This is a genomic window from Xanthomonas fragariae, assembly GCF_900183975.1.
Lineage (GTDB): Bacteria > Pseudomonadota > Gammaproteobacteria > Xanthomonadales > Xanthomonadaceae > Xanthomonas > Xanthomonas fragariae.
In genome coordinates, this window is sequence record NZ_LT853882.1 from 1,390,319 (window position 1) to 1,410,710 (window position 20,392).

Here is a 20,392-nt window from a genome sequence, read left to right on the forward strand (position 1 = left end):
ACTGCGCGACAGCCCTGGACTGCCGCGCGGGATGGTGACCTCCGTTATTACCAGCGATACGCCACCGACATCTGGTACTGCCGCCCGGCGATCGGCCGGCCCATGAACACGCCGCCGGTCGCAGCGCCCGGCACGCGCATATTGCCTTCGGTCAGGCCCAGCGTATCGGTGACGTTGCTACCGCTGGCGGTCATTTCCCAATGCTCGCCCACGTGCAGGTTGGCGCCGATATCCAGCATGTCGTAGGAGGGCAGGCGCTGGCTGTTGGCCAGGTCCGCAAAGCGGTCGCCGATGTACGAATAGGTGGCGAACAGCTTGAGATCGCCGAACGGCAGCATCCAGTAATAGCTGGGGGTGATGCGGAACTGGCGCTTGGGTTGGCGCATCACCTGATTGCCGGTGAATTCGCGGTAATTGCGGTACTTGGCATCCAGCCACACGCCGGTGCCGGCCAACTCGAAGCCGCCGAACGGGCGGATCGCCGCTTCCACTTCCAGGCCGCGTGCACGCGAATCGCCAACGGCGGTGAAGTTGCTGCCATTGGCCAAAAAGGCCTGGAACGGCGAGTTCTTGAACGTGTTGTAGAACGCGGTGAGATACAGGTCGTAGGCGCTGGCACCGGACTTGAGGCCGAGCTCGTACTGATCCACTTCCTGCACGCGATCCTGGCCATCGCGCAGGTTATCGAAGCCGGGAAACTTCACGCCCGAATTGACCCGTGCAAACAGGCTGTTGCTGTCATTGAGTTTGAAGTTCAAACCGGCCGTCCACGAGAACGCCTCGTCGTCCTGATCGATGCGGCGCGTGCTCACCAAGGCCGCCGAGGTGGCGTTGTCGTACAGCGTGGCTGCATTGCCATCCAGGTCGACGGTGGCGGTGTCGTGCACATCGCCGGTCACGCTCTGGCGCTCGTAGCGTGCACCCAGGTCCAGACGCAGCCGCGCATTGAGTTCCCACTCGTCGGCAATGAAGGCGGCGATGTTCTCGCCGTCGTACTGCGCGCGCAGGTTCAAAAAGGCGGAGCTGGTGAAGCCCTGGCGCGTGGCCTGTTGACCATTGTCCAGCGCCACATCGATGCGCCGGGCGTTGTTCTGTGCGGTGAGCGACATGGTGTTGCCCAGATGCCAGGTGTCGGCCGAGGAGTACGTGGCGTAGGAGGCGCCCACGGTGAGCGTATTGCCGGCAAACAATTCGCGGCTCAGGCGCAGATCGTTGGTGAAGGAGTTCAGGCGCTTGTCCACCGACCACCAGCCGGCTTCAAGGACTTGCTGATTCGGGTCGACCGCGCCGCCACCTTTGGTGAAGCTGCCGCTCCCGGTGGTGCCATAGCTCGCGATGAAGTCACTCAAGCGCTGTGGCGCATCGCCCGTGAACAGGGCATAGGTCGGCGCGCTGCCGCTCATGACGTTGACGCGGTCGGCGATGGTCCAGTGCCCGGCTTCCCAGTTCAGTTCGCCGCCGAACACGTCGATGTTGACACCGCGACCATCGGCCAGATCACGCCGGAGGGTCTGGCCATTGGGTCTAACCAACAGATCGACATTGCGGAAGTCGCGGCCGAGTAGGGTGCCGGTCTGCGCGTTCAAGCCCGGGAAACTGGACAGGTCATTGCCGTTGTTGCGCGACAGCAGCGGAATGGCGGTGTAGAACGCGTTGTTGTCGTCGGTATGCCGCGCATAGAACGACACTTCGCCGCTGTCCCAGCGCTTGCTCAAGGTCGCGCTGAACTGGCCGCCCTTGTCGGCGGAAAACTGCGGGTCGCGCACGCCATCGGTCTGACGGAAGAAGCCGCCCACGCTGTAGTACCAACCATTGCCCATCGGCCCGCTATTGAACACATCGATGCGGCGCAGGTCGTTGTTGCCACCGGTCAGGCGCACGCTGCCTTTTCGTCCTGGCCTTTTTTCTGGATGAAATTCACCGTCAGGCCCGGTTGCCCGTTGGAGAAGATCGGGCTGGAGCCGCCGCGCAACACTTCCATGCGCTTGACGGTATCGTCCACGCGAAACAGCGTGGAATTCTCCAGAAACGACAGCGTCGGCGGCGGGAACAATGGCGAGCCATCCAGCTGCATGGTCACGAATGGCGCATCGCCTTCGGATGGCATGCCGCGCACGAAGATGTTGGCGCCGGTGCCGCCGCCGCTGGGCTCGGCCCACACGCCCGGCACGATTTTCAACAGGTCTGCGGTGCTCTGCGGCACCGCCTGCTGGATCTGTTCCGGGCTGGCGGTGGTGATCGAAAAGCTGGCATCGCGCTTGGCCAGACCTTTAAAGCGCGCGGCACCGCTGACGACCACCGCATCCAATGTCGTAGCATCGGTGCGCGTCTGCGACCGGCCGGCTATGCCCAGCCGATCGCGTGAGGCGGCAGCGCACGTCGCTTTATTGGTCTAACGGAGGTGGCTGCAAACGCTATTGTGCATTGCGACAACGCGTCACGCACGAGGTGCATCGCGAACGGATCGCTTAAGCAGCGCCCACACGCAGCAGGTCAAGGCAGCGTGTGCAATGCATTCACGCTTGTCTTGCGCAGGCGCATCTGGCGTGGCTGACGGCGGCGTTGTTGTCGCACAGGCACGCATGCATTGCGTTACCTGCCAATTCCGGCAGTTCTGCAGTGTGTCTGGCGCGCTGTTGCCGCACATGAGGACACCCAATGCAAGATGGCAATCAATGCGCAGTGGTCTACGACGGCAAGACGCTGCATGGTCAGGCCGATGTTCCGCTGATCGATTTTCGTGGCACGCACGGCATCGCGCTGTCGCACATCTGCTATCACCCCGCACTTGGCGCGCCGCAGACCTGCGATGTTTGCTGGGTCGAGGTAGATGGCGAGCTGGTACGCGGGTGCACACTGCGCAGCCATGATGGTCTGGAAGTTTCCAGCAAGGTGGAGCGTGCGCATGCAGCGCGTCATGAGGGCATGGATCGCGTGTTGGCCAAGCACGAGCTCTACTGCACGTTATGCGAGCACAACACCGACGATTGCACGCTGCACAACACGTTCGCCGATATGAAAATGCCGATCCAGCGTTACGCATTTCAGCCCACGCCTTACGAGAAGGATCGCAGCAATCCGTTCTATACCTACGATCCGGATCAATGCATCTTGTGCGGTCGTTGCGTGGAAGCCTGCCAGAAGATCGAGGTCAACGAAACGCTGTCGATTGATTTTTCGATGGAGCACCCGCGGGTGCTGTGGGACGGGGGCAAGCCCATCGAGCAATCCAGCTGCGTCAGTTGCGGCCACTGCGTCACCGTGTGCCCATGCAATGCGCTGCTGGAAAAAACCATGCAGCCCGAAGCCGGCCCGCTCACTGCGTTGCCGCAGGAGCTCAAGCGGCCGCTGATCGACATCGTCAAGCGTGTGGAGCACACCATCGGTGCGCCGCCGATCACCGGCGTGTCCATGCTCGACATGCATCTGCGTCAGCCAGAAATCAAACGCACCAAGACCGTGTGCACGTATTGCGGGGTGGGCTGTTCTTTCGAGATGTGGACGCGCGACCGCCATCTGCTCAAGGTGCAACCGGTGGTGGATGCGCCGGCCAACGGCATCTCCACCTGCGTCAAGGGCAAGTTCGCCTGGAATTTCATCAACGACCCCAAGCGGCTGACCACGCCGTTGATTCGCGAGCACGGGCGTTTTCGCAAGGCCAGTTGGGAGGAAGCCTTGTCGCTGGTCGCACGCCGCCTGCTGGAGATCCGCGACACCCACGGGCCGCGCAGCATCGGCTTTGTCGGCTCAAGCAAGGCCAGCAATGAAGAGGCCTATCTCACCCAGAAGATCGCACGCCTGATCATCGGTACCAACAGCGTGGACAACTCCTCGCGCTATTGCCAGAACCCTGCCACCGAGGGGTTGTTCAGGACCGTGGGCTACGGCGGCGATGCCGGTACGATTGCCGACCTGCAGCAGGCCGAGCTGATCGTCATCGTCGGTAGCAACCTGGCCGAGAACCACCCGGTGATCGCCGCCAAGTTGAAGGCCGCACGCAAGCTGCGCGGACAACAGCTCATCGTGGTGGACCCGCGCAAGCACGAAATGGCCGAGCGCGCCGATCTGTTCCTGCGCCCCAATGCCAGCACCGACATCGTGTGGGCCAGCGCGTTGTCGCGCTACATGTTCGACAACGGTTATGCCGACGAGGCGTTTCTGCAGCAACGCGTCAATCATGTGGGCGAATACCGGGCATCGCTTGCACCTTTTACGCTGGAATTGGCCGCCGAGATCGCCGGCATTTCGCGCGAGCAGCTGGTGCAGGCCGGCGAGATGATCGGGCGCGCTCGCTCGGTGTGCATCGTCTGGGCGATGGGCATCACCCAGCACACGCATGGCGCCGACACCAGCACGGCGCTATCGAATCTGTTGCTGGTGACCGGCAATTACGGCCGTCCCGGCACCGGCGGCTACCCGATGCGCGGGCATAACAACGTGCAGGGGGCCAGCGACTTCGGTTGCTTGAAGAATATGTACCCCGGCTACGAAAGCGTGTCCGACCCGGCGGTACGCAACAAATGGGCGCAGGCCTGGCGCGTGCCGGCCGAGCAGTTGTCGCTGGAGGTGGGCATCGACAACTTCAAGCTGGTGCAGGAGGCCGACGAAGGCGCCATTCGTGCGATGCATGTGATCGGCGAAGAGACCGCATTTGCCGATGCCGATGCGCGCAATGTGCACCGCGCTTTCAGCGGGCTCGATTTTCTGGTGGTGCAGGATGTGTTCTTCAGCCGCACCGCCGAGTTCGCCGATATGGTGTTGCCGGCATGCCCCAGCGTCGAAAAGGACGGCACATTCGTCAATACTGAGCGACGCATCCAGCGCTTTCATGAGGTCATGCCGCCGCTGAGGCAGAGCCGCCCTGACTGGCAGATCCTCACCGAGCTGGCCGCGCGCATGGGCCACGACTGGGGCTATACGCACCCTAGCCGGATCATGGACGAGGTGGCCGGTATCGCCACGCTGTTCAAGGGCGTCAATTATCAACGTCTGCAAGGGTGGCGCTCGTTGCTATGGCCGATGCAGGCCGATGGCAGCGATACGCCGCTGCTGTACACCGAACGTTTTCATACCGACGACGGCAAGGCGAGGTTGTACCCGCTGGAGTGGAAGCAGCCTGGCGAAGTGGCCGACGCCGAGTTCGATCTGATGCTCGACAACGGCCGCATGTTGGAACAGTTCCAGAGTACCAACCAGACCGGACGCGGCCCATGGCTATGGTCGTTGGCGCCCGATTGGTTCGTCGAAATCAGCCACGAACTGGCCGCCGAACGCGGCCTTCAGGAAGGTGCCTGGGTCAAATTGAGCGCGCGCCGTGGCGCAGTGGAAGTGCCGGTGGTGATCACCGATCGGGTAGTGGGTAAGACCGTGTTCCTGCCGATCCATCAAGGCAAGCCCGGCGTCAATCTGCTCACCGGCGAACACCACGATGCCGACGTCGACACGCCCGCCTACAAGGAAGTGGCCGTGCGCATGGAGGTGCTCGGGCGCCAGGGCAAACCGCCATTGCCTGCGCATAACTCCCCCCATGGCCATCGCACTCCCAATGCCGGTGTGCCGGTGGAGCAGAAATGGGCATGCGATGACTACGTTCTGCCGCCCGCACGGGCGCCACATCCGGAGAGATTCTGATGGCCGAGCGCCTGGATTACGACGTCCCACCCACGCCGATCGGCCCGACCGCGCGCGAAGAGCTTGACCGCCTGCTGGAAGCCCTGCATCAACGCGGCATCCTGCGCCTGGCCAACGATGTCATCGGTGCGCAGGACAAACTTGCAAAGGTGTTGGTCGACGGCGTCAATCAGCCCGGCCCGCTCAACGTGATCAAGAATGGCGACAGCACGTAGCGGGCAGTTCTGGCGCGCGCGCGAATGGGGTGCTCAGAACCGGAGTGGACGCGTGGTACGCGCCGCTTCCGAACAACGGCTGCACAAGTGGTTTGTCAGTCGCTTTCATCTCGCATAGTACGAGGCCGCCCGAAGGCGGCCTCACTTATTATGACGGCGGGGGACAGGACGCCGTCAGAAGAACATGCGCACGCCGAACGAGGCGCTGCGGCCGGGAAGCATCACATCGTCCTTGAGGAAGGAGGTGTGCACGCGTGCGTCCTGGTTGGTCAGGTTGTTGCCATCCAGGAACACTTCCCACGCCTTGCTGCCGCGGTCCACGTGGTAGGCCAGGTGCGCATCGACCATGGTGTAGCCGTCGGTCGGGGTTTCGTTCACTGCCACCTTGTCCTGCCGCATGGTGCGGGTGGCGCCGAGCGAGGCGCGCCACTGGTCGGCATTCCAACGCATCTGCGCACCCAAACGGCCCGGCGCGATACGCGGCAGGTTGCCGCCATCTTTCAAGCGTGCGCGCACGGTGTCGCCGAACACGCGCAGATCCCACGCGCCGGTGTCGTTGTCGGCCAGATGCAATGTGGCTTCGCCTTCGAAACCGTGGAAGATCGCATCGGCCTGGGTCCATTGGCGGATCGGCAGGAAGCCGTTGTCTTCTTCGTTAAACCACTGGTTGCCGGTATCGACGATGTAGACGAAGTCGTTGTAGCGGTTGTAGTACGCCGCCACCTTGGCATCCACCCATGCGTTCTGGAAGTTCAAGCCCAACTCGGCCTGGTTGGCCTTTTCGGTCTTCAGATCCGCATCGCCGATTTCGTAGGCGAGGGTGGCGATATGCGGGCCGTTGGCGAACAGCTCTTCTTCAGCTGGTGCGCGCTCGGCGTGATCCAGATTGGCGGTCAAACGCCATTGTTCGTTGAAGCGAAAACCGCCACTGGCCGAGAAACTGGTCGGAGTAAAATCGCGATCCACACCGATGTCGGTTGTGTACTTGACCTTGTCTACGCGTGCGCCGACTTCGGCAGTGACGCGGTCCCAGCTGTTGCGCACAACGCCGAACACGCCGAGCGAGCGAGCGTCGGTCTTGGGCACGAAGGATTCTTCGCCGACTGCCTGGAACGTGCTGTCGCTACCTTGCAGGCCAAACGCGGTCTGCCAGCCACCACCGAAGGTGAAGGACGCTTCCACGCGGCCTTCGTTGGCGCGCTTGGTGAACACCGTGCCGACTTCTTCGCCTTCGAACTCGGTGTGCGCGTAATCGGTGTGGCCGAAGCTGTAACGCAACGCGCTGCCTTCGCCCCACGGATCGGTCAGCCCGCCCTTGAGGTCGTAGCGGTCCTGCTGCAGTTTCAGCGACACCCCGCGCTCGCCGATCGATAGATCGCCCGGCTCGCCCGGGTTGCCGTAGTTATCGCGGAAACGCGAGGCCGACAGGCCGACAAAGCCCCAGTCGCCCGACAGCGAGGCGCCGATTGAGCCCACCTTGGAGTCGATCCAGGAGTTGGCCTGACGACCTTGCGGGGTGTCGTAATCGTTCTGGTTGCGGTACACGCCGTCGGCATGGATCGACAACCCGCTGCCGTTGCCGGCATCGACGCGGAACATGTCGGTGTTGCCGTCCTTGTCGCCGCCGTCGAAGCGCACTTCAGCGCGGCCGCTGAAGCCGTCCACCGGCCTTTCGGCGATGCGTCCGTCGACCACGTTGACCACGCCGCCGATCGCGCCGGAACCGTACAGCAGCGTGGACGGACCCTTCAGCACTTCGATCTGGTTGGCAAGAAAAGGCTCGATCGCCGGCGAGTGATCCTGGCTGACCGTGGAGACGTCCTGGGTGGACAGGCCGTCGCGCAGCACTGCTACGCGCGGGCCGTCCAGGCCACGGATGATCGGCCGGCCGACGCCGGGGCCGAAGTTGGAACTCTGCACGCCCGGCAGGCTGGCCACGGTTTCGCCCAGGCTAGAACTGCGCACCTCGTCCAGCCGCTCCCCGGCCAGCACTTCGACCGGGCGGCTCAACTCGCCCGCCGCATCGCGCAGCGGGCTGGCGGTCACTACCACTTTGTCCAGGTCCTTGATATGGCGGCTGCTGGAATGGGTGGCGTCATGGCGTGTGTCGGAGCTGGGCGGGGTCTGCGGATCGGCATCTGCCGGCGCGTCCTCGGCCATGGCCAGGGCGGGGGTCAGCAGGCTGGTCAGGGCCAGCGAGAGCGTTGAGCGGCGGAACGAGGAAGCGAGGCTGTGAGGCATGGAGGGCGGACTCTGTAGTTGTTGCTGTCTATCAATGAGTAGGGCGCAGCTTGGCTACCGGCAGACGGCCGGCGCCCGCGGCTACGCGATGCAGTGATGCAGTGATGCAGTGATGCGGGGCTGGAGGCTAGTAAGATGTTATATTATTCCACGTCGCCTCGAATATCTGCTGGAAGTCATGTCCCTACCGTCTCGTCGCCATCTGCTCGACCGCTTCGGCGCAACCGGTTCGCTGCTGTGCGCCGTGCACTGTGCTGTGCTGCCGTTGGTCCTGGCCTTGGCGCCGTCGCTGGGACTGTCGTTCTGGCTGGGTGAAGGCGTGGAGCTGGCGATCGTGGTGTTCGTGACCTTGCTGGGACTTTTCAGCCTGGTGCTGGGTTATTGCCGCCACAAGGCGCTGCATGCGTTGACGCTGCTGCTACCGGGCCTGGCGCTGCTGTGGCTTGGCCTGTTGTACGACCCGTTGCATCATTCGGTGGTGCCGCATGCGGTGGTAATGACCCTGGGCGGTGCGCTGGTCGGTATTGCCCACCTGATCAATCTGCGCCTGAACCATGGGCATGCCCACGTGCACGACGCCAACTGCGCCCATTGATAGGGACCAACACCACCACTGCGCTCACCGCCAGGCGATCGCGGCCGATTCCTGGAATCGCCATCATACTGCGCGTGCACTCTAGCTTCCGGTGCGCCGTCCGTATCCTGCTGACGATCGCTTGCCACTTGTTTTCAGCCGTCATGAGGGCGGTGAGCTCAATAAGGCTGCCAAGCCCCGGCCAGGCAGGCTACGCGGGCCGAGGCCGACGTGATAGGCTTGCCGGCCTTGCGCGAGGGCGCCGCCAGCGCAAACCTCGCCAGACCCGTGCCAGCACGGGAATTTTGTATTCACATTCAGGAGTCGACGAACATGGGTAAGGGTGACCGCAAGACCGCCAAGGGCAAGCGCTACAATTCCAGCTACGGCAATGCGCGTTCGCACGCGGTGAGCAAGGTTGTCGTGGGTGCAGCTGCCCCGGTTACCAAGAAGAGCGTGGTCAAGGCCCCGGCCAAGAAGGCTGTAGCCAAGAAGACCGTTGCCAAGGCCGGCTGATCCCAGCCCGCTTGGCGACATCAGAACGCGGCGCTTGCGCCGCGTTTTTCATGTCCGGATCTATCTCCAACCTCAATGGAGCGCTTGCCCACGCCGACGAGCCACCATTGGCTGGAGTCGAAACCGGCACCGTGTTTGTTGGCGGCACGCGCAAGGCCGACAGCAGCGTTGCTGGATTGCCATCGTTGGGCGCGGCGGGAATGCCCAGCAGGCGTGTCATCAGGGCATACACGTCGACGTTGTCAAAGCCCGGCAACATCTTGCCCTGCGCCAGATCCGGGCCTTGCGCCAGGAACACCGCACGCATCGACGGCAATGCCGGATCGAAGCCATGCGAGCCGCGCATCTGAGCGCGTGGGCGCTTGGCCAGTTTGTCCGGAAACAGCGCATCCCAGCCTTCGTGCATCTGGCACACGATCGGCGGAATGCGCGGGTGCGCGCCGTAGTGCCAGCGCGCAGGCAACTGGGTCTTGCGCCAGCAGTCGTAGTGCGCGTGCGCACCCAGCAAGCTGGCTTCGGCGCGTACCTGCTGCCCCGGCAACGGATCGAAACCGATCACCTGGCCTTCGGTAACTGCAGTGGCGATGTTCGGCGGCGCGATGTCTTCCAGGCTGATCGCGTGCCCCGGCGCCACCTCGGCCATGCCATGGTCGGAGACCACGATGATGTTGGCGCGCGCGCGCGTGCCGTGGCGTTGCATGCCGGCCAGCAGCCGGCCGATCGCGCTATCTACCGCCCGTACGCTGTCGGCATACTCGCGCGATTCCGGGCCGTGGTGGTGGCCGGCCTCGTCCACATGTTCGAAGTACAGCGTTACCAGGCGATTGGTGTTGGCGCCGGATGCATCGAGCCAGCCCAGCACTTCGTCCACGCGCACGTCGAGATCTGCGCCCTCTTCGTAGTGGCGCCAACGGGTGGGGCGTATGCCCTGGATCGCCGCCTCGCTACCAGGCCACGACCAGATTGCCGCATGCTGCCCGGTTTTTTCCACGCCCACCCACAGCGGCTGGCCACCCCACCAGCGCGCATCGCCCACCGCTTCGGGCTTGCTCAGCCAGAAGCTGCCCAGCGCCGGGTCGCGCATGCTGTTATGTACGATGCCGTGGTGATCCGGGCGCAGGCCGGTGACCAGGGTGTAGTGATTGGGAAAGGTCAGCGATGGATACGATGGCGTCATCCAGCGCGCACGCACGCCCTCGTGGGCGAGCTGCGACAGGTTAGGCGTGATGCCGCGATCGAGCATGTCTGCACGCAGGCCGTCGATGGAGATCAACAGCAAGGTGTGCGGCGCGCCGCTGTACGCAGCGTCTGCCATCGCTGCGGCAGTCGGCAACTGCGATGGCGCAGTGCGCGCAGGTGTGTGGGTGCTGCAGGCCGCGAGCAGGGCAATGGCCGCCGCGGCAAGCACAAAACGTCGATCGATCATGCCGCCATTTTACGGCGCAGCGATGACGTCGCGAAGTCAGCACGTGCGTGTTGCGGAGGCGTCGGCAGACAGATCGTCGGCGCGTGCGATGTGTCGCGGCGACCAGCCTTCCAACTGCAACAACGCTTGCTTGGTCGGCAGACCACCACCGAAGCCGGTCAGCGCGCCATTGGCGCCGATCACGCGATGGCAAGGCAGCACGATCGGCAGCGGATTGCGACCATTGGCGGCACCGACCGCGCGGCTGGCGGCGGGTCGACCTACGGCCTGCGCAAGTTGCGCATAACTCCAGGTTTGACCGAACGGAATCTGCGCAAGCATGTGCCAGACCTCAAGTTGAAACGGCGTGCCGGTCGGTGCCAGTGGCAGATCGAAGCGACGGCGCCTGCCATGCAGATAGTCGAGCAATTGCTCGCGTGCCCCGCGCACCAGCGGTGCGTCGGGATCGTGCACCCAGCGCGCGCGGGCGACCGCGTCGTAGCGGTTCTGCGCGAACAGGATGCGGTGCACACCTGTGTTGTCGGCAACCACGCTGAGTGCACCGATCGGTGAAGGAAAGGTGTCGTAATGCAACGTGCTCATAAACGGGTGTCCTTGCGATCGACGGCGAGATGCCGCAGGTGCAACCCGGCGTAGGCGTGCCAGGATCGCCATGCCTGCGAGCGCGCGCAGCGTGCAGATGTGCGCCCAGATCGAACAACCGGCGCACGCGGCGCACGATTTGCGGAATTTGGCGCGGGTTGGTCGCGCCGGGGCGCAGCGACAATTCCGCACGCTGCGGCGCTGCGCTGACCTGGATCAGCGTCCGATTGCCCGACTTGCCGATCACGTGCCGATAGCCGCCATCGTCGATCTGCTCGATCCCCGGAATCGCGCGGCGCTGCAAAAACGCCAGCATCGCCGGCAGATCCAGTGGCGGACGATAGCTCAGCCGCAACGTGAGTTCGCTGCCAGGCACTTCGGCGCGCTGCCGGTGCTGCGCACTGCGGTAGACAAACAACCCATCGAAGCGTGCATCGCGCGCCAACCGGGCGCGGGCGCACTGGGTTCGGTCGGGTGTGGAGGTCTGCATGGCGCTAAGTCTATGCGCTCGCCGCACTGCGGGCTGGCCGTTTTCGGACAGTGCTGCGGCCGGCGCCGGTGTCGCGGCGTTGGTGTGGCGGCTGGCCGCGGTGGCCGATCTGATGATGACCGTGCCCCATAGCAGCCTGGGTCTGCTGACGATGGAGGAGCTGCGCAAGTACGCTCACGTCCGAGGAGGACGCCACAGCCACTGCCGACTGGCCGCCGAGTGCGCCTGCGGCAGCGCCTGCATCCGAGTCGTCCGCCGAACCGGCGCCGGCGCTTGCCAGGGCGACGACTGAGCTTCACACACACCGCACCGCTCGCTGCCTATTGTCGCTGTAGGTAACGGAGCCGGGGGGCAGCATGATCGGGAAGACCAAGGGAATTATGTTGGCGTACTTGCCATCTGCATTGCTGGTACTGGTTGGCTTCGGTGTCGCCGAGCTCCTGCAGGCGCTCGCAGCAGCGACGCAGGTAAAGTGGCCGGCCACCGTGGCGGCCTGGCTGAGCTTGATCGCGCTAATCGCGGCAACCGTGCGCGCGCTGTGGATCAGCTGGCGGCTATGGCGACCGCGTGGCGTTGTGACGGTACCGCCTGCCGGAGAACCCTGAGCCCATCGCCCGAGTGCCGCGAGCCGGTTTTGCGACACGCCGACATAGCGGCGCTCCAGACCGCTTTACGTTGATCGAAAATCATCGACCCGCTCTAAACTGCAGTGCCCGCCGCAACCTCTGCGGCGGTTCCCATCTGTTCGCTACGCATGAGGTCTCTGCCCGATGTCCCGTCCTCGTCTGCTTGCTGCGCTGCTGTTGGTTCCCTCATTGGTCTTGGCACAACAGCCGCAGAGTGCGGCGCGTCCGGCTGGTGAGGCACAAGCGCCTGCCGCGCCGGTCGCCAGCCCCGCGCAGCAGGCGCAGCTTATCAAGCAGGACACCGAGATGACCCAGGCCGCGTTGCGCGTGGCGCAACTGGTCGATGCCAATCAGGTCGCCTCGCTGTGGGATGGTGCCTCCGCCGTGGCCAAGACTGCGGTCAAGCGCGACGTCTTCGTCAGCCAGATCGGCGCCGAGCGTGCTCGGCTTGGTGCAGTGGTCGGGCGCGGGCAGGGCTCGGTGACGCGGGTGAAGTACGCCCCCGGTGCGCAGGTACCCGAAGGTCTGTACATCAACGTCGGCTTCCCGACCCGCTTCGCCAAGGCACAACAGCCGGTGCGCGAGCTGGTGTCGTTCCGTCTGGATGAAGACAAGACTTGGCGGCTTGCCGGCTACAGCCTGCGCACGTCGATCAAGTGATGCTGCCCCCACCCAGGAGATGTGCGTGGAACTGACGATCGAACTGCAGATGCTTGGCTGGGCCATGGTGCTTGGGCTGATGCAATTGCTGGCCGCCTCGGCCAGCACGACCGCCCAGCGCGGCATCAAATGGAATGCCAGCGCACGTGATGATGAGACCAGACCGCTCACCGGCGTTGCCGCGCGGCTGGAGCGTGCATTCCGCAATTACCTGGAAACCTTTCCGATCTTCGCCGCTGCCGTGTTGGCGGTGAGTGTTGCCGGACGCACGAGTGCAGACACTGCGCTTGGCGTGCAGTTGTACCTGTGGGCGCGGGTGGCCTATGTGCCGGTGTATTCGGCGGGCATTCCCTACCTGCGCAGCGCGATCTGGGTGGTGTCGTTCTGGGGCATCGTCAAGCTGGTGCGGGCACTGCTGGGTTGGTGATGTAATGCGGGTGATGCGCAACAGGGCGCGCAACGCAGGCATGCCCTACACGCGCGCACATACGCAGCACTCGATCCTGTCCTTTGCCGTGCCCGCACGCATTACAGGCGATCTGGGCTGGCGGGCGCCCAATTGCCCGATTCGCCTTCGGGTTGCAGAGCCAGGGGCGCTTGACTGGGCGTGTGCGTGATGCAGCGGCTGCCAGGCGCGATATTGGGCGCGATATTGAAGGTGTGCCGCTGTTGCAAGGCTCCGGGCGTGCGCATCGGCTGCCGACGCGGCCGCTGTACCAAAAGCCACCCATGCGCTGGGCGCGCGGTACGCCGACCAGCGCGCGCCAGCCCGTTTGCTACGGCGTGGCGCATTGCGTGCTGCCCATTCAGTGGCGCCGTTCAGGCAAGCGATTGCGGGGCATTTGACGCAGGGTTCTGCCTGAAAAGCCGCGGGTCTGAGCAACCGAAGGAGTCGTTACCAGGGCGGCTTGCTTGCCTCGTCGAGCAATGGGGTCACCCAGGCGCTGCCGGCCTTGCTCACAACTGCGCGACAGTCGCCGCGTCAGCTTTCCAGCTCGTGCAACGCCAGCATGCTGCAGCCGCCGCGTTCGGCATGGTCGCCGCGAATGAACTGCTCCAACCAGAACGGCTGCGCCGGATCGATCGCATTCGAAAAATACAGATAGACATCGTAATCCGGGTCTTCCTCAAACGGCGCCACGTTGCGCTGGCCGATCTCCACGCCCTTCATTCGCTGTGCTCAGCGTCCGGATCCAGCGCCAGCACGCGAATCTCCACATCGTCCATCTGCACGCGTTGACCGGCGCGGATCTTGGCAGTCTTGCGCAACTCCTGCACACCGTCGACGCTGACCGCACCGCTGGCGACGATCGCCTTGCCCTGGCCGCCGCTGTCGGCGCTGCCGGTCAGCTTGAGCAACTGGTTGAGTTCGATGTATTCGCCGTCCAGGTCGAATTCCAGGATCTGCATGGTGCGCTCGGTAACGGAGTTACGGTGATTATCTGTCTTGAGCAGCGGGCAACACCACTGCGCCTTGTCCGGTCGTTACCCGAAACAGCATCAACCAACGCAGCTGCGCTGCCAGCATTCCAAGGCGGTCGCTGGCCCGCGCAACTCGCGGATCGCTGCGTTCAATGCGATGCGCTACATCCAGGTGGACAAGCGCCCGCGCGGGTCGTCATTCGGAAATGCCCGCCATAGCGGCGTGGCGATTTGCTGCGCCAGTTCTGCGCGACCGGCGCGGCCGCGGCAATCGCCGTCCGCGACCTTCAGTACGATGCAGCGGTGGTGCAGCAGCAGGGCGATGACGCGGGTCTGCAGGTCTGTGCCCAGGGGCATGGTTCCGGCCGGGCAGGTGGATCGGGCGGCTCGCCAGGACGATTCGCTGGAGCGAACAAATCCTCACAACGTGAACGGATTGTCACTAAAATTTCGACAGCAGGGGGGCTGAGCAGGCACACTATGCGGCTTTGCGCCTGCCGGCTCCGTGCGGCGCCTCCGGAGTTACCAATGACCCAAGAATCTCCCGCGCCGCTGCTGTTTGCAGACCTCGGCCTCTCGGACGCTGTGATGAAGGCAGTAGCCAACGTTGGCTACGAGTCCCCGTCGCCGATCCAGGCTGCCACCATTCCCGCGCTGCTGGCCGGCCGCGACGTACTCGGCCAGGCCCAGACCGGTACCGGCAAGACCGCTGCGTTCGCGTTGCCGGTTCTGTCCAATGCCGACCTCAGCCAGCTCAAGCCGCAAGCGCTGGTGCTGGCACCGACCCGCGAGCTGGCCATCCAGGTTGCCGAGGCGTTCCAGAAATATGCCGAAGCCATTCCCGGCTTCCGCGTGCTGCCGGTCTACGGTGGCCAGCCCTATGCACAGCAGCTGAGCGCGCTCAAGCGCGGCGTGCATGTCGTGGTTGGTACGCCCGGCCGGGTGATCGATCACCTGGATCGCGGCACGCTCGATCTGTCCCAACTCAAGACGCTGGTATTGGACGAAGCCGACGAAATGCTGCGCATGGGCTTCATCGACGACGTTGAAGCGGTGCTCAAAAAGTTGCCGGAAAAGCGCCAGGTGGCGCTGTTCTCGGCAACCATGCCGCCGGCGATCCGGCGTATCGCGCAGACCTATCTGAAGGACCCGGCCGAAGTCACCATCGCGGCCAAGACCACGACCTCGGCCAACATCCGCCAGCGCTACTGGTGGGTGAGCGGGCTGCACAAGCTGGATGCGTTGACCCGCATTCTCGAGGTCGAGCCGTTCGACGGCATGATCATCTTCGCGCGTACCAAAGCCGGTACCGAAGAGCTGGCCCAGAAGCTGCAGGCGCGCGGCCTGGCCGCGGCCGCCATCAATGGCGACATGCAGCAGGCCGCCCGCGAGAAGGCCATCGCCCAGCTCAAGGACGGCAAGCTGGACATCCTGGTTGCCACCGACGTGGCCGCGCGCGGTCTGGACGTCGAGCGCGTCAGCCACGTGCTGAATTACGACATCCCGTACGACACCGAAAGCTACGTGCACCGCATCGGTCGCACCGGGCGTGCCGGCCGCGCCGGCGATGCGATCCTGTTCGTCACCCCGCGCGAGAAGGGCATGCTGCGTTCGATCGAGCGCGCCACCCGCCAGCCGATCGAAGAAATGCAGCTGCCGAGCGTGGATGCAGTCAACGACACGCGCGTGGCGCGTTTCATGACCCGCATCACCGAGACGCTGGCCGGTGGCCAGATCGAGATGTATCGCGACCTGCTGCAGCGCTACGAGACCGAAAACAACGTGCCGGCGATCGATATCGCCGCGGCCATGGCCAGGTTGCTGCAAGGCGACTCGCCGCTCCTGCTGACTCCACCGGTACGCGGTGCGCGCGAAGAATTTGCGCCGCGTGAGCGCAACGAGCGTGGTGATCGTGGCGAGCGTCCGCGTTTCGAGTCCAAGTTCGAGCGTGGCCCGCGTGCCGGCGGCCAGCGCGCTGTGCGTCCGCCGCGTGCCGAGCGTCCGGCGTTTGCCGACGACGGCGGAGCCGAGCGTCCTCGCCGCGACCCGGTCGCTCCGCGGGGCGAGCCGGAGTTCGGCATGGAGAGCTACCGCATCGACGTAGGCCACACCCACGGCGTGAAGCCGGCCAATATCGTCGGCGCGATCGCCAACGAAGCCGGTCTGGAAAGCCGCTACATCGGCCGGATCGACATCCAGGACGACTACTCGATTCTGGATCTGCCGGCCGACATGCCGCGCGAACTGCTGACGCACCTGAAGAAGGTCTGGGTGTCAGGTCAGCAGCTGAACATGCGTAAGCTGGAAGAAGGCGAGGCGGCGGCGTCGCCATCCAAGCCGCACTTCCCGCGTGGCGGCAAGCCGTCCGGTCGTCCGAACGGCCCGGGCCGTCCGATGGACCGCGCCGGCGCAGCGCATCGCAAGGCGGCGCCCAAGCCACGCGGCGAGTAAGCGCGGCTCGCAGCGGCTGCGCCGCCCTAAGCCGATGTCGTCGGAGCTTGGTATCGCAATGCACTCATGAGCATGCGATGCCGGCGAAGCATCCAGCCCATTTGGTGAATCGATGGCAGTGCGTCGTCAGTCAGTGCGGCTAACCTGACCGGCGCCCTGCCAAGCGGGCGCTGCCATACAGACTGGGCCTTTGCTGCCGCTATTATCGCCAAGCGCCCATTGGGCGCCTGAATCGCACTGGGGCGGTGAAGGACGGGATGGCAATGGCGCAGGCAGCACGCGGCAAAAGCGGTGAGCAGACCATGCACATGGTGCGCGGCTGGTTGACGCTTCCTCTGGCGCTTTTGATCGGCATTGCCATCGGCATGGGGGTGGTGTCCGCCTTGTTGATCGAGATTCAATCCGGGGCCACCGCCTGGATCGTCGGCCAAAGCCACTGGTCCAATGCCCAGCAGGAGTCGGTGTATTGGATGGAGCGTTACCTGGGCAGTGGCGATCCGGCCGATCTGCAGGCCGCTTGCCGTGCGCTGGAAGTGCCACTCGGCGATCGCTCGGCGCGCATGGCTGTCGAACAGCCGGTAATCGACTGGGATGCAGTCTACGCCGGCCTGAACGCCGGCCGCAACGCCCGTCAAGACATGCCGCAAATGGTGCGGCTGTATCGCTATGGCCGGGAGTTTCCGTTTCTTGGCGAAGCGATCGCGCTTTGGAAGCATACCGACGCCAGCATTCTGCAACTGAGTGCATTGGCCGACCGTGCTGCCTCCGTGCAGGCCGCCGCCAACCCCGACCCGCGCGCGCTGCAGGCTTTGCGCCATGAACTGTATCTGCTGGATGGCCGCATGCGTGAGGATGCGGACCAGTTCCTGGTGCTGCTGAGCCGCTGCGCGCGCCTGCTGCACGACGTGATGGTGGTCTGCAGCCTGGTCACCTTGCTGCTGGTGCTGACCACCTGCGCGTTGGCAATGCGGCGCATCCGCGATTATCTGCTTTCGCACGAAGGCCGCTTCCGCACCGCGTTTCAGCAGGCGGCGCTGGGCATGATCAAGTTCGATCTGCGCGGTCGCGTGCTCGATGCAAACGCCTCGATGGCCAACATCCTGCACTACCGGCCGGAACAACTGCAGGCCTGCACGCTGGCCGAGGTGATGCATCCGGACGACATCGTGCTGGACAGCCGCGGCATGATCGATTGGCCGACGTTGCTGCAGTCCGGCGAGCTGCGCTTTCTGCGTGCAGACGGTGAGGTGATGTGGGGCCGCTGGAGCGCCTCGCTGATGGAGCCCGGCCAGGAAGAACCGGCCCTGGTGCTGGCGCTGATCGAAGATGTCTCGCATGCGCACGAGCTGGCCGACAAAGTGGCCTTCCACACGCACCACGATGCCTTGACCGGGTTGATCAATCGTGGCGAGATCGAACGCAGATTGCTGTGCCTGATCGAACCGCCGCAATCGCCGCAGCTGTGCCATGCGCTGTGCTTTGTCGATCTGGATCATTTCAAATTGGTCAACGACACCTTCGGGCATGCGGTCGGCGACAAATTCCTGTGCCACTTCGCCGATGTGATCACCATGCAGTTGCGTCCTGGCGATTGGTTGGGGCGGCTGGGTGGCGATGAGTTCGCGATCCTGTTGGCCAATACCGATCTGGTGCAGGCGCAAGCCTTGCTGGAGCGCATGCACGGTGTGCTGGGGCAGCCGTGGAGTCATCAAGGCGGGCGAGCATTGACACCTGGTTGCAGCTTCGGCGTGGTGGAAATCCGCCAGGGCGCCAGCGATGTCGATGCCTTGATGACTGCCGCCGATCTGGCTTGTCACGCGGCCAAGGAAGAAGGGCGTAACCGGATTCGCTGCTTCGGCGATAACGATCTGGCATTGGCGCGGCGCCGCCACGACGGTGGTTGGATCAGCGCGGTGCAACAGGCGGTCGCCGAAGACCGGCTGCTGTTGTACGCGCAGAAAATCCAGGTGTTGAGCGACCCGGGACGCGTGCAATACGAGGTGCTGGTGCGCATGCGCGCGCGCGATGGACGCGTGTTGAGTCCGGGCGAATTTTTACCGGCGGTAGAGCGTTACGGCTTGGGACGCATGGTCGATGCGTACGTGCTGGAAGCCTTGTGCGCGCAGTTGTCGGCCAATCCGATGCATGTGGCGACGCTGGATGTGTGCCATGTCAATCTGTCCGCGCAATCGATCGGCCAGCCGGACTTTCTCGACTTCGTGTACGCGTTGTTCGAGCGTTACCCGACTCTGGTATCGAAGCTGTGCATGGAGATCACCGAGACCGCGGTCATCAGCGATCTGGAGCACGCGCAGCGCTTCGTGCGAAGCGTGCGCGCGCGCGGGTGTCATGTGGCGCTGGACGACTTCGGCAGCGGCCTGGCCTCGTTCAGCTATCTCAAGCACTTCACTGTCGACGTGTTGAAGATCGATTGCAGCTTTGTGCGCAACTACGCGCACGACGCGGTGGATCGGGCGGCGGTGCATTCGATTGCGCAGGTGGGCTTGGCGCTAGGGATTGAGGTGGTGGCCGAAGGCGTGGAATCGGAAGCGGACATCCCCGGTTTGCGCGATGCCGGCGTGGGTCAGGTGCAAGGCTTCAGCCTGCACCGCCCGTGCCCGCTGGAGGATTTGCTACGCATGCCACAGCCGTTGGTAGTGGTGTCTGGATAAGAGCAGCTAATAACACTACTGCGCAGTCGCCAGGCGGGCGCGGTCGGTGCTCGGAATCGGCATGTACCACTCGTAGCACTGTGGTTCCTCCGCGCCGTCCGCACCCACCTGGCGACTGCGCCGTCGTTTTGTTAGCCACTCTAAATCGCCGATAATTGGCAGATGACGAATCGACTCAACAAATACATCGCCGACACCGGCTTTTGCTCACGCCGCGAGGCCGATCGCCTGATCGGCCAACGGAGGGTGACCGTCAACGGCGTGCCTGCCGGCATTGGCGCGGTGGTGGGCGAGGAAGACACTGTGCTGGTGGATGGCCAGCCGCTGCGCAGGCGTATCGCCAGCAAACCGGGTGGGCGCCGACACGTGTACATCGCGCTCAACAAGCCGGTCGGCATCACCTGCACCACCGAAAGTTCGGTCAAGGGCAATATCGTCGAATTCGTCGGGCACCAGCAGCGCATCTTCCCGATCGGCCGGCTCGACAAGGAGTCCGAGGGCCTGATTCTGATGACCAGCAACGGCAACATCGTCAATGAGATATTGCGCGCGGAAAATCGTCACCAGAAGGAGTACCTGGTGGCAGTCAACAAGCCGGTCACTGACGAATTTATGCGTGGCATGGCGCGCGGCGTGCGCATCCACAACGAGACCACGCTGCCGTGCCGCACTGCGCGGATCGCCAAGTTCGGCTTCCGCATCGTGCTGGAGCAGGGCTTGAATCGGCAGATCCGCCTGATGGCTGCCGAGTTCGGCTACCGCGTGACCCAGTTGCGCCGGGTGCGCATCGACAACATCAAATTGGTCGCACTCAAGCCAGGGCAATGGCGCAACCTCAACGATGCGGAACTGCGTGGATTGCTGCCGCAGCACACCGACTGGTAAG

The 20,392-nt window shown here is 64.1% G+C and carries 15 protein-coding genes, 1 other RNA gene and 4 pseudogenes; 12 read left to right on the plus strand and 8 right to left on the minus strand.

The features are described 5' to 3' along the window. Positions 1-47: 47 nt before the first annotated feature. Positions 48-2,353, minus strand: a pseudogene (locus tag PD885_RS06380) (TonB-dependent receptor). Positions 2,354-2,658: 305 nt separating this feature from the next. Between PD885_RS06380 and fdhF the strand changes: the two are divergent. Further along, positions 2,659-5,631 carry a formate dehydrogenase subunit alpha gene (gene fdhF / locus PD885_RS06385; protein WP_088056714.1) on the plus strand — a complete coding sequence of 991 codons (2,973 nt, stop codon included), beginning with the start codon at positions 2,659-2,661 and terminating at the stop codon, positions 5,629-5,631. After that, a complete protein-coding gene (locus PD885_RS06390) occupies positions 5,631-5,846 on the plus strand; it encodes a hypothetical protein (protein WP_002802794.1) in 216 nt (71 codons plus the stop codon). Before fdhF ends, PD885_RS06390 begins: the two co-directional genes overlap by 1 nt. Positions 5,847-6,020: 174 nt before the next feature. Here the strand turns inward: PD885_RS06390 and PD885_RS06395 are convergent, their stop codons facing one another. Beyond that, a complete protein-coding gene (locus PD885_RS06395; RefSeq protein ID WP_002802796.1) occupies positions 6,021-8,087 on the minus strand; it encodes a TonB-dependent receptor in 2,067 nt (688 codons plus the stop codon). 178 nt (positions 8,088-8,265) lie between these two features. On the opposite strand from PD885_RS06395, the gene PD885_RS06400 reads away from it, so the two are divergent. Together PD885_RS06400 and PD885_RS06405 are read left to right on the plus strand one after the other, a co-directional pair. After that, positions 8,266-8,682, plus strand: coding sequence for a MerC domain-containing protein (locus tag PD885_RS06400; RefSeq protein ID WP_002802798.1), 417 nt, complete (start codon positions 8,266-8,268; stop codon positions 8,680-8,682). A gap of 312 nt (positions 8,683-8,994) precedes the next feature. After that, positions 8,995-9,177: a 30S ribosomal protein THX gene (locus PD885_RS06405; protein ID WP_002802800.1), complete on the plus strand. Its 183-nt coding sequence runs from the start codon at positions 8,995-8,997 to the stop codon at positions 9,175-9,177. On the opposite strand, the gene PD885_RS06410 is transcribed toward PD885_RS06405, so the two are convergent. The 3 genes and pseudogenes from PD885_RS06410 to PD885_RS06420 all read right to left on the minus strand — a co-directional run. Continuing rightward, positions 9,122-10,603, minus strand: a complete 1,482-nt coding sequence (locus tag PD885_RS06410; protein WP_002802802.1) for an alkaline phosphatase family protein — start codon at positions 10,601-10,603, stop codon at positions 9,122-9,124. The two genes, PD885_RS06405 and PD885_RS06410, sit on opposite strands and share 56 nt — an antisense overlap. A 36-nt stretch (positions 10,604-10,639) precedes the next feature. Continuing rightward, positions 10,640-11,185 (minus strand): methylated-DNA--[protein]-cysteine S-methyltransferase, encoded by a 546-nt coding sequence (locus tag PD885_RS06415; protein ID WP_002802804.1) that lies wholly within the window; start codon positions 11,183-11,185, stop codon positions 10,640-10,642. Between the two features lie 61 nt (positions 11,186-11,246). After that, positions 11,247-11,588, minus strand: a pseudogene (locus PD885_RS06420) (AlkA N-terminal domain-containing protein); the annotation flags it as partial. Between the two features lie 85 nt (positions 11,589-11,673). Here PD885_RS06420 and PD885_RS20545 point away from each other — a divergent pair. From PD885_RS20545 to PD885_RS06435, 4 genes are all read left to right on the plus strand, one after another. Continuing rightward, the gene (locus PD885_RS20545; RefSeq protein WP_108862499.1) at positions 11,674-11,967 is read left to right on the plus strand and encodes a hypothetical protein; all 294 of its coding nucleotides are present in this window, start codon (positions 11,674-11,676) and stop codon (positions 11,965-11,967) included. Between the two features lie 64 nt (positions 11,968-12,031). After that, positions 12,032-12,280, plus strand: a complete 249-nt coding sequence (locus tag PD885_RS06425) for a hypothetical protein (protein WP_002802809.1) — start codon at positions 12,032-12,034, stop codon at positions 12,278-12,280. A 165-nt stretch (positions 12,281-12,445) separates the two neighbouring features. Continuing rightward, positions 12,446-12,961 carry a DUF4019 domain-containing protein gene (locus PD885_RS06430; RefSeq protein WP_002802810.1) on the plus strand — a complete coding sequence of 172 codons (516 nt, stop codon included), beginning with the start codon at positions 12,446-12,448 and terminating at the stop codon, positions 12,959-12,961. Positions 12,962-12,986: 25 nt separating this feature from the next. Continuing rightward, positions 12,987-13,388 carry an MAPEG family protein gene (locus PD885_RS06435; RefSeq protein ID WP_002802811.1) on the plus strand — a complete coding sequence of 134 codons (402 nt, stop codon included), beginning with the start codon at positions 12,987-12,989 and terminating at the stop codon, positions 13,386-13,388. 486 nt (positions 13,389-13,874) lie between these two features. On the opposite strand, the pseudogene PD885_RS06445 reads toward PD885_RS06435, so the two are convergent. The 3 genes and pseudogenes from PD885_RS06445 to PD885_RS06455 form a co-directional block, all read right to left on the minus strand. Then, positions 13,875-14,132 (minus strand): annotated as a pseudogene (locus tag PD885_RS06445) (hypothetical protein); the annotation flags it as partial. Continuing rightward, entirely contained in the window at positions 14,129-14,371 is a 243-nt protein-coding gene (locus PD885_RS06450; RefSeq protein ID WP_002802822.1) for an RNA-binding S4 domain-containing protein, read from the minus strand. The gene PD885_RS06450 and the pseudogene PD885_RS06445, both read right to left, overlap by 4 nt. Positions 14,372-14,548: 177 nt before the next feature. Beyond that, positions 14,549-14,740 (minus strand): annotated as a pseudogene (locus PD885_RS06455) (RNA polymerase subunit sigma-70); the annotation flags it as partial. A 171-nt stretch (positions 14,741-14,911) separates the two neighbouring features. Here PD885_RS06455 and PD885_RS06460 point away from each other — a divergent pair. From PD885_RS06460 to PD885_RS06475, 4 genes are all read left to right on the plus strand, one after another. Further along, positions 14,912-16,834: a DEAD/DEAH box helicase gene (locus PD885_RS06460; RefSeq protein ID WP_002802825.1), complete on the plus strand. Its 1,923-nt coding sequence runs from the start codon at positions 14,912-14,914 to the stop codon at positions 16,832-16,834. Positions 16,835-17,097: 263 nt separating this feature from the next. Further along, positions 17,098-19,506, plus strand: coding sequence for a putative bifunctional diguanylate cyclase/phosphodiesterase (locus PD885_RS06465; protein ID WP_002802828.1), 2,409 nt, complete (start codon positions 17,098-17,100; stop codon positions 19,504-19,506). Between the two features lie 61 nt (positions 19,507-19,567). Then, positions 19,568-19,643: non-coding RNA, sX9 sRNA (locus PD885_RS06470), on the plus strand. Between the two features lie 25 nt (positions 19,644-19,668). Further along, positions 19,669-20,391 carry a pseudouridine synthase gene (locus PD885_RS06475; protein ID WP_002802830.1) on the plus strand — a complete coding sequence of 241 codons (723 nt, stop codon included), beginning with the start codon at positions 19,669-19,671 and terminating at the stop codon, positions 20,389-20,391. Position 20,392 lies beyond the last annotated feature (1 nt).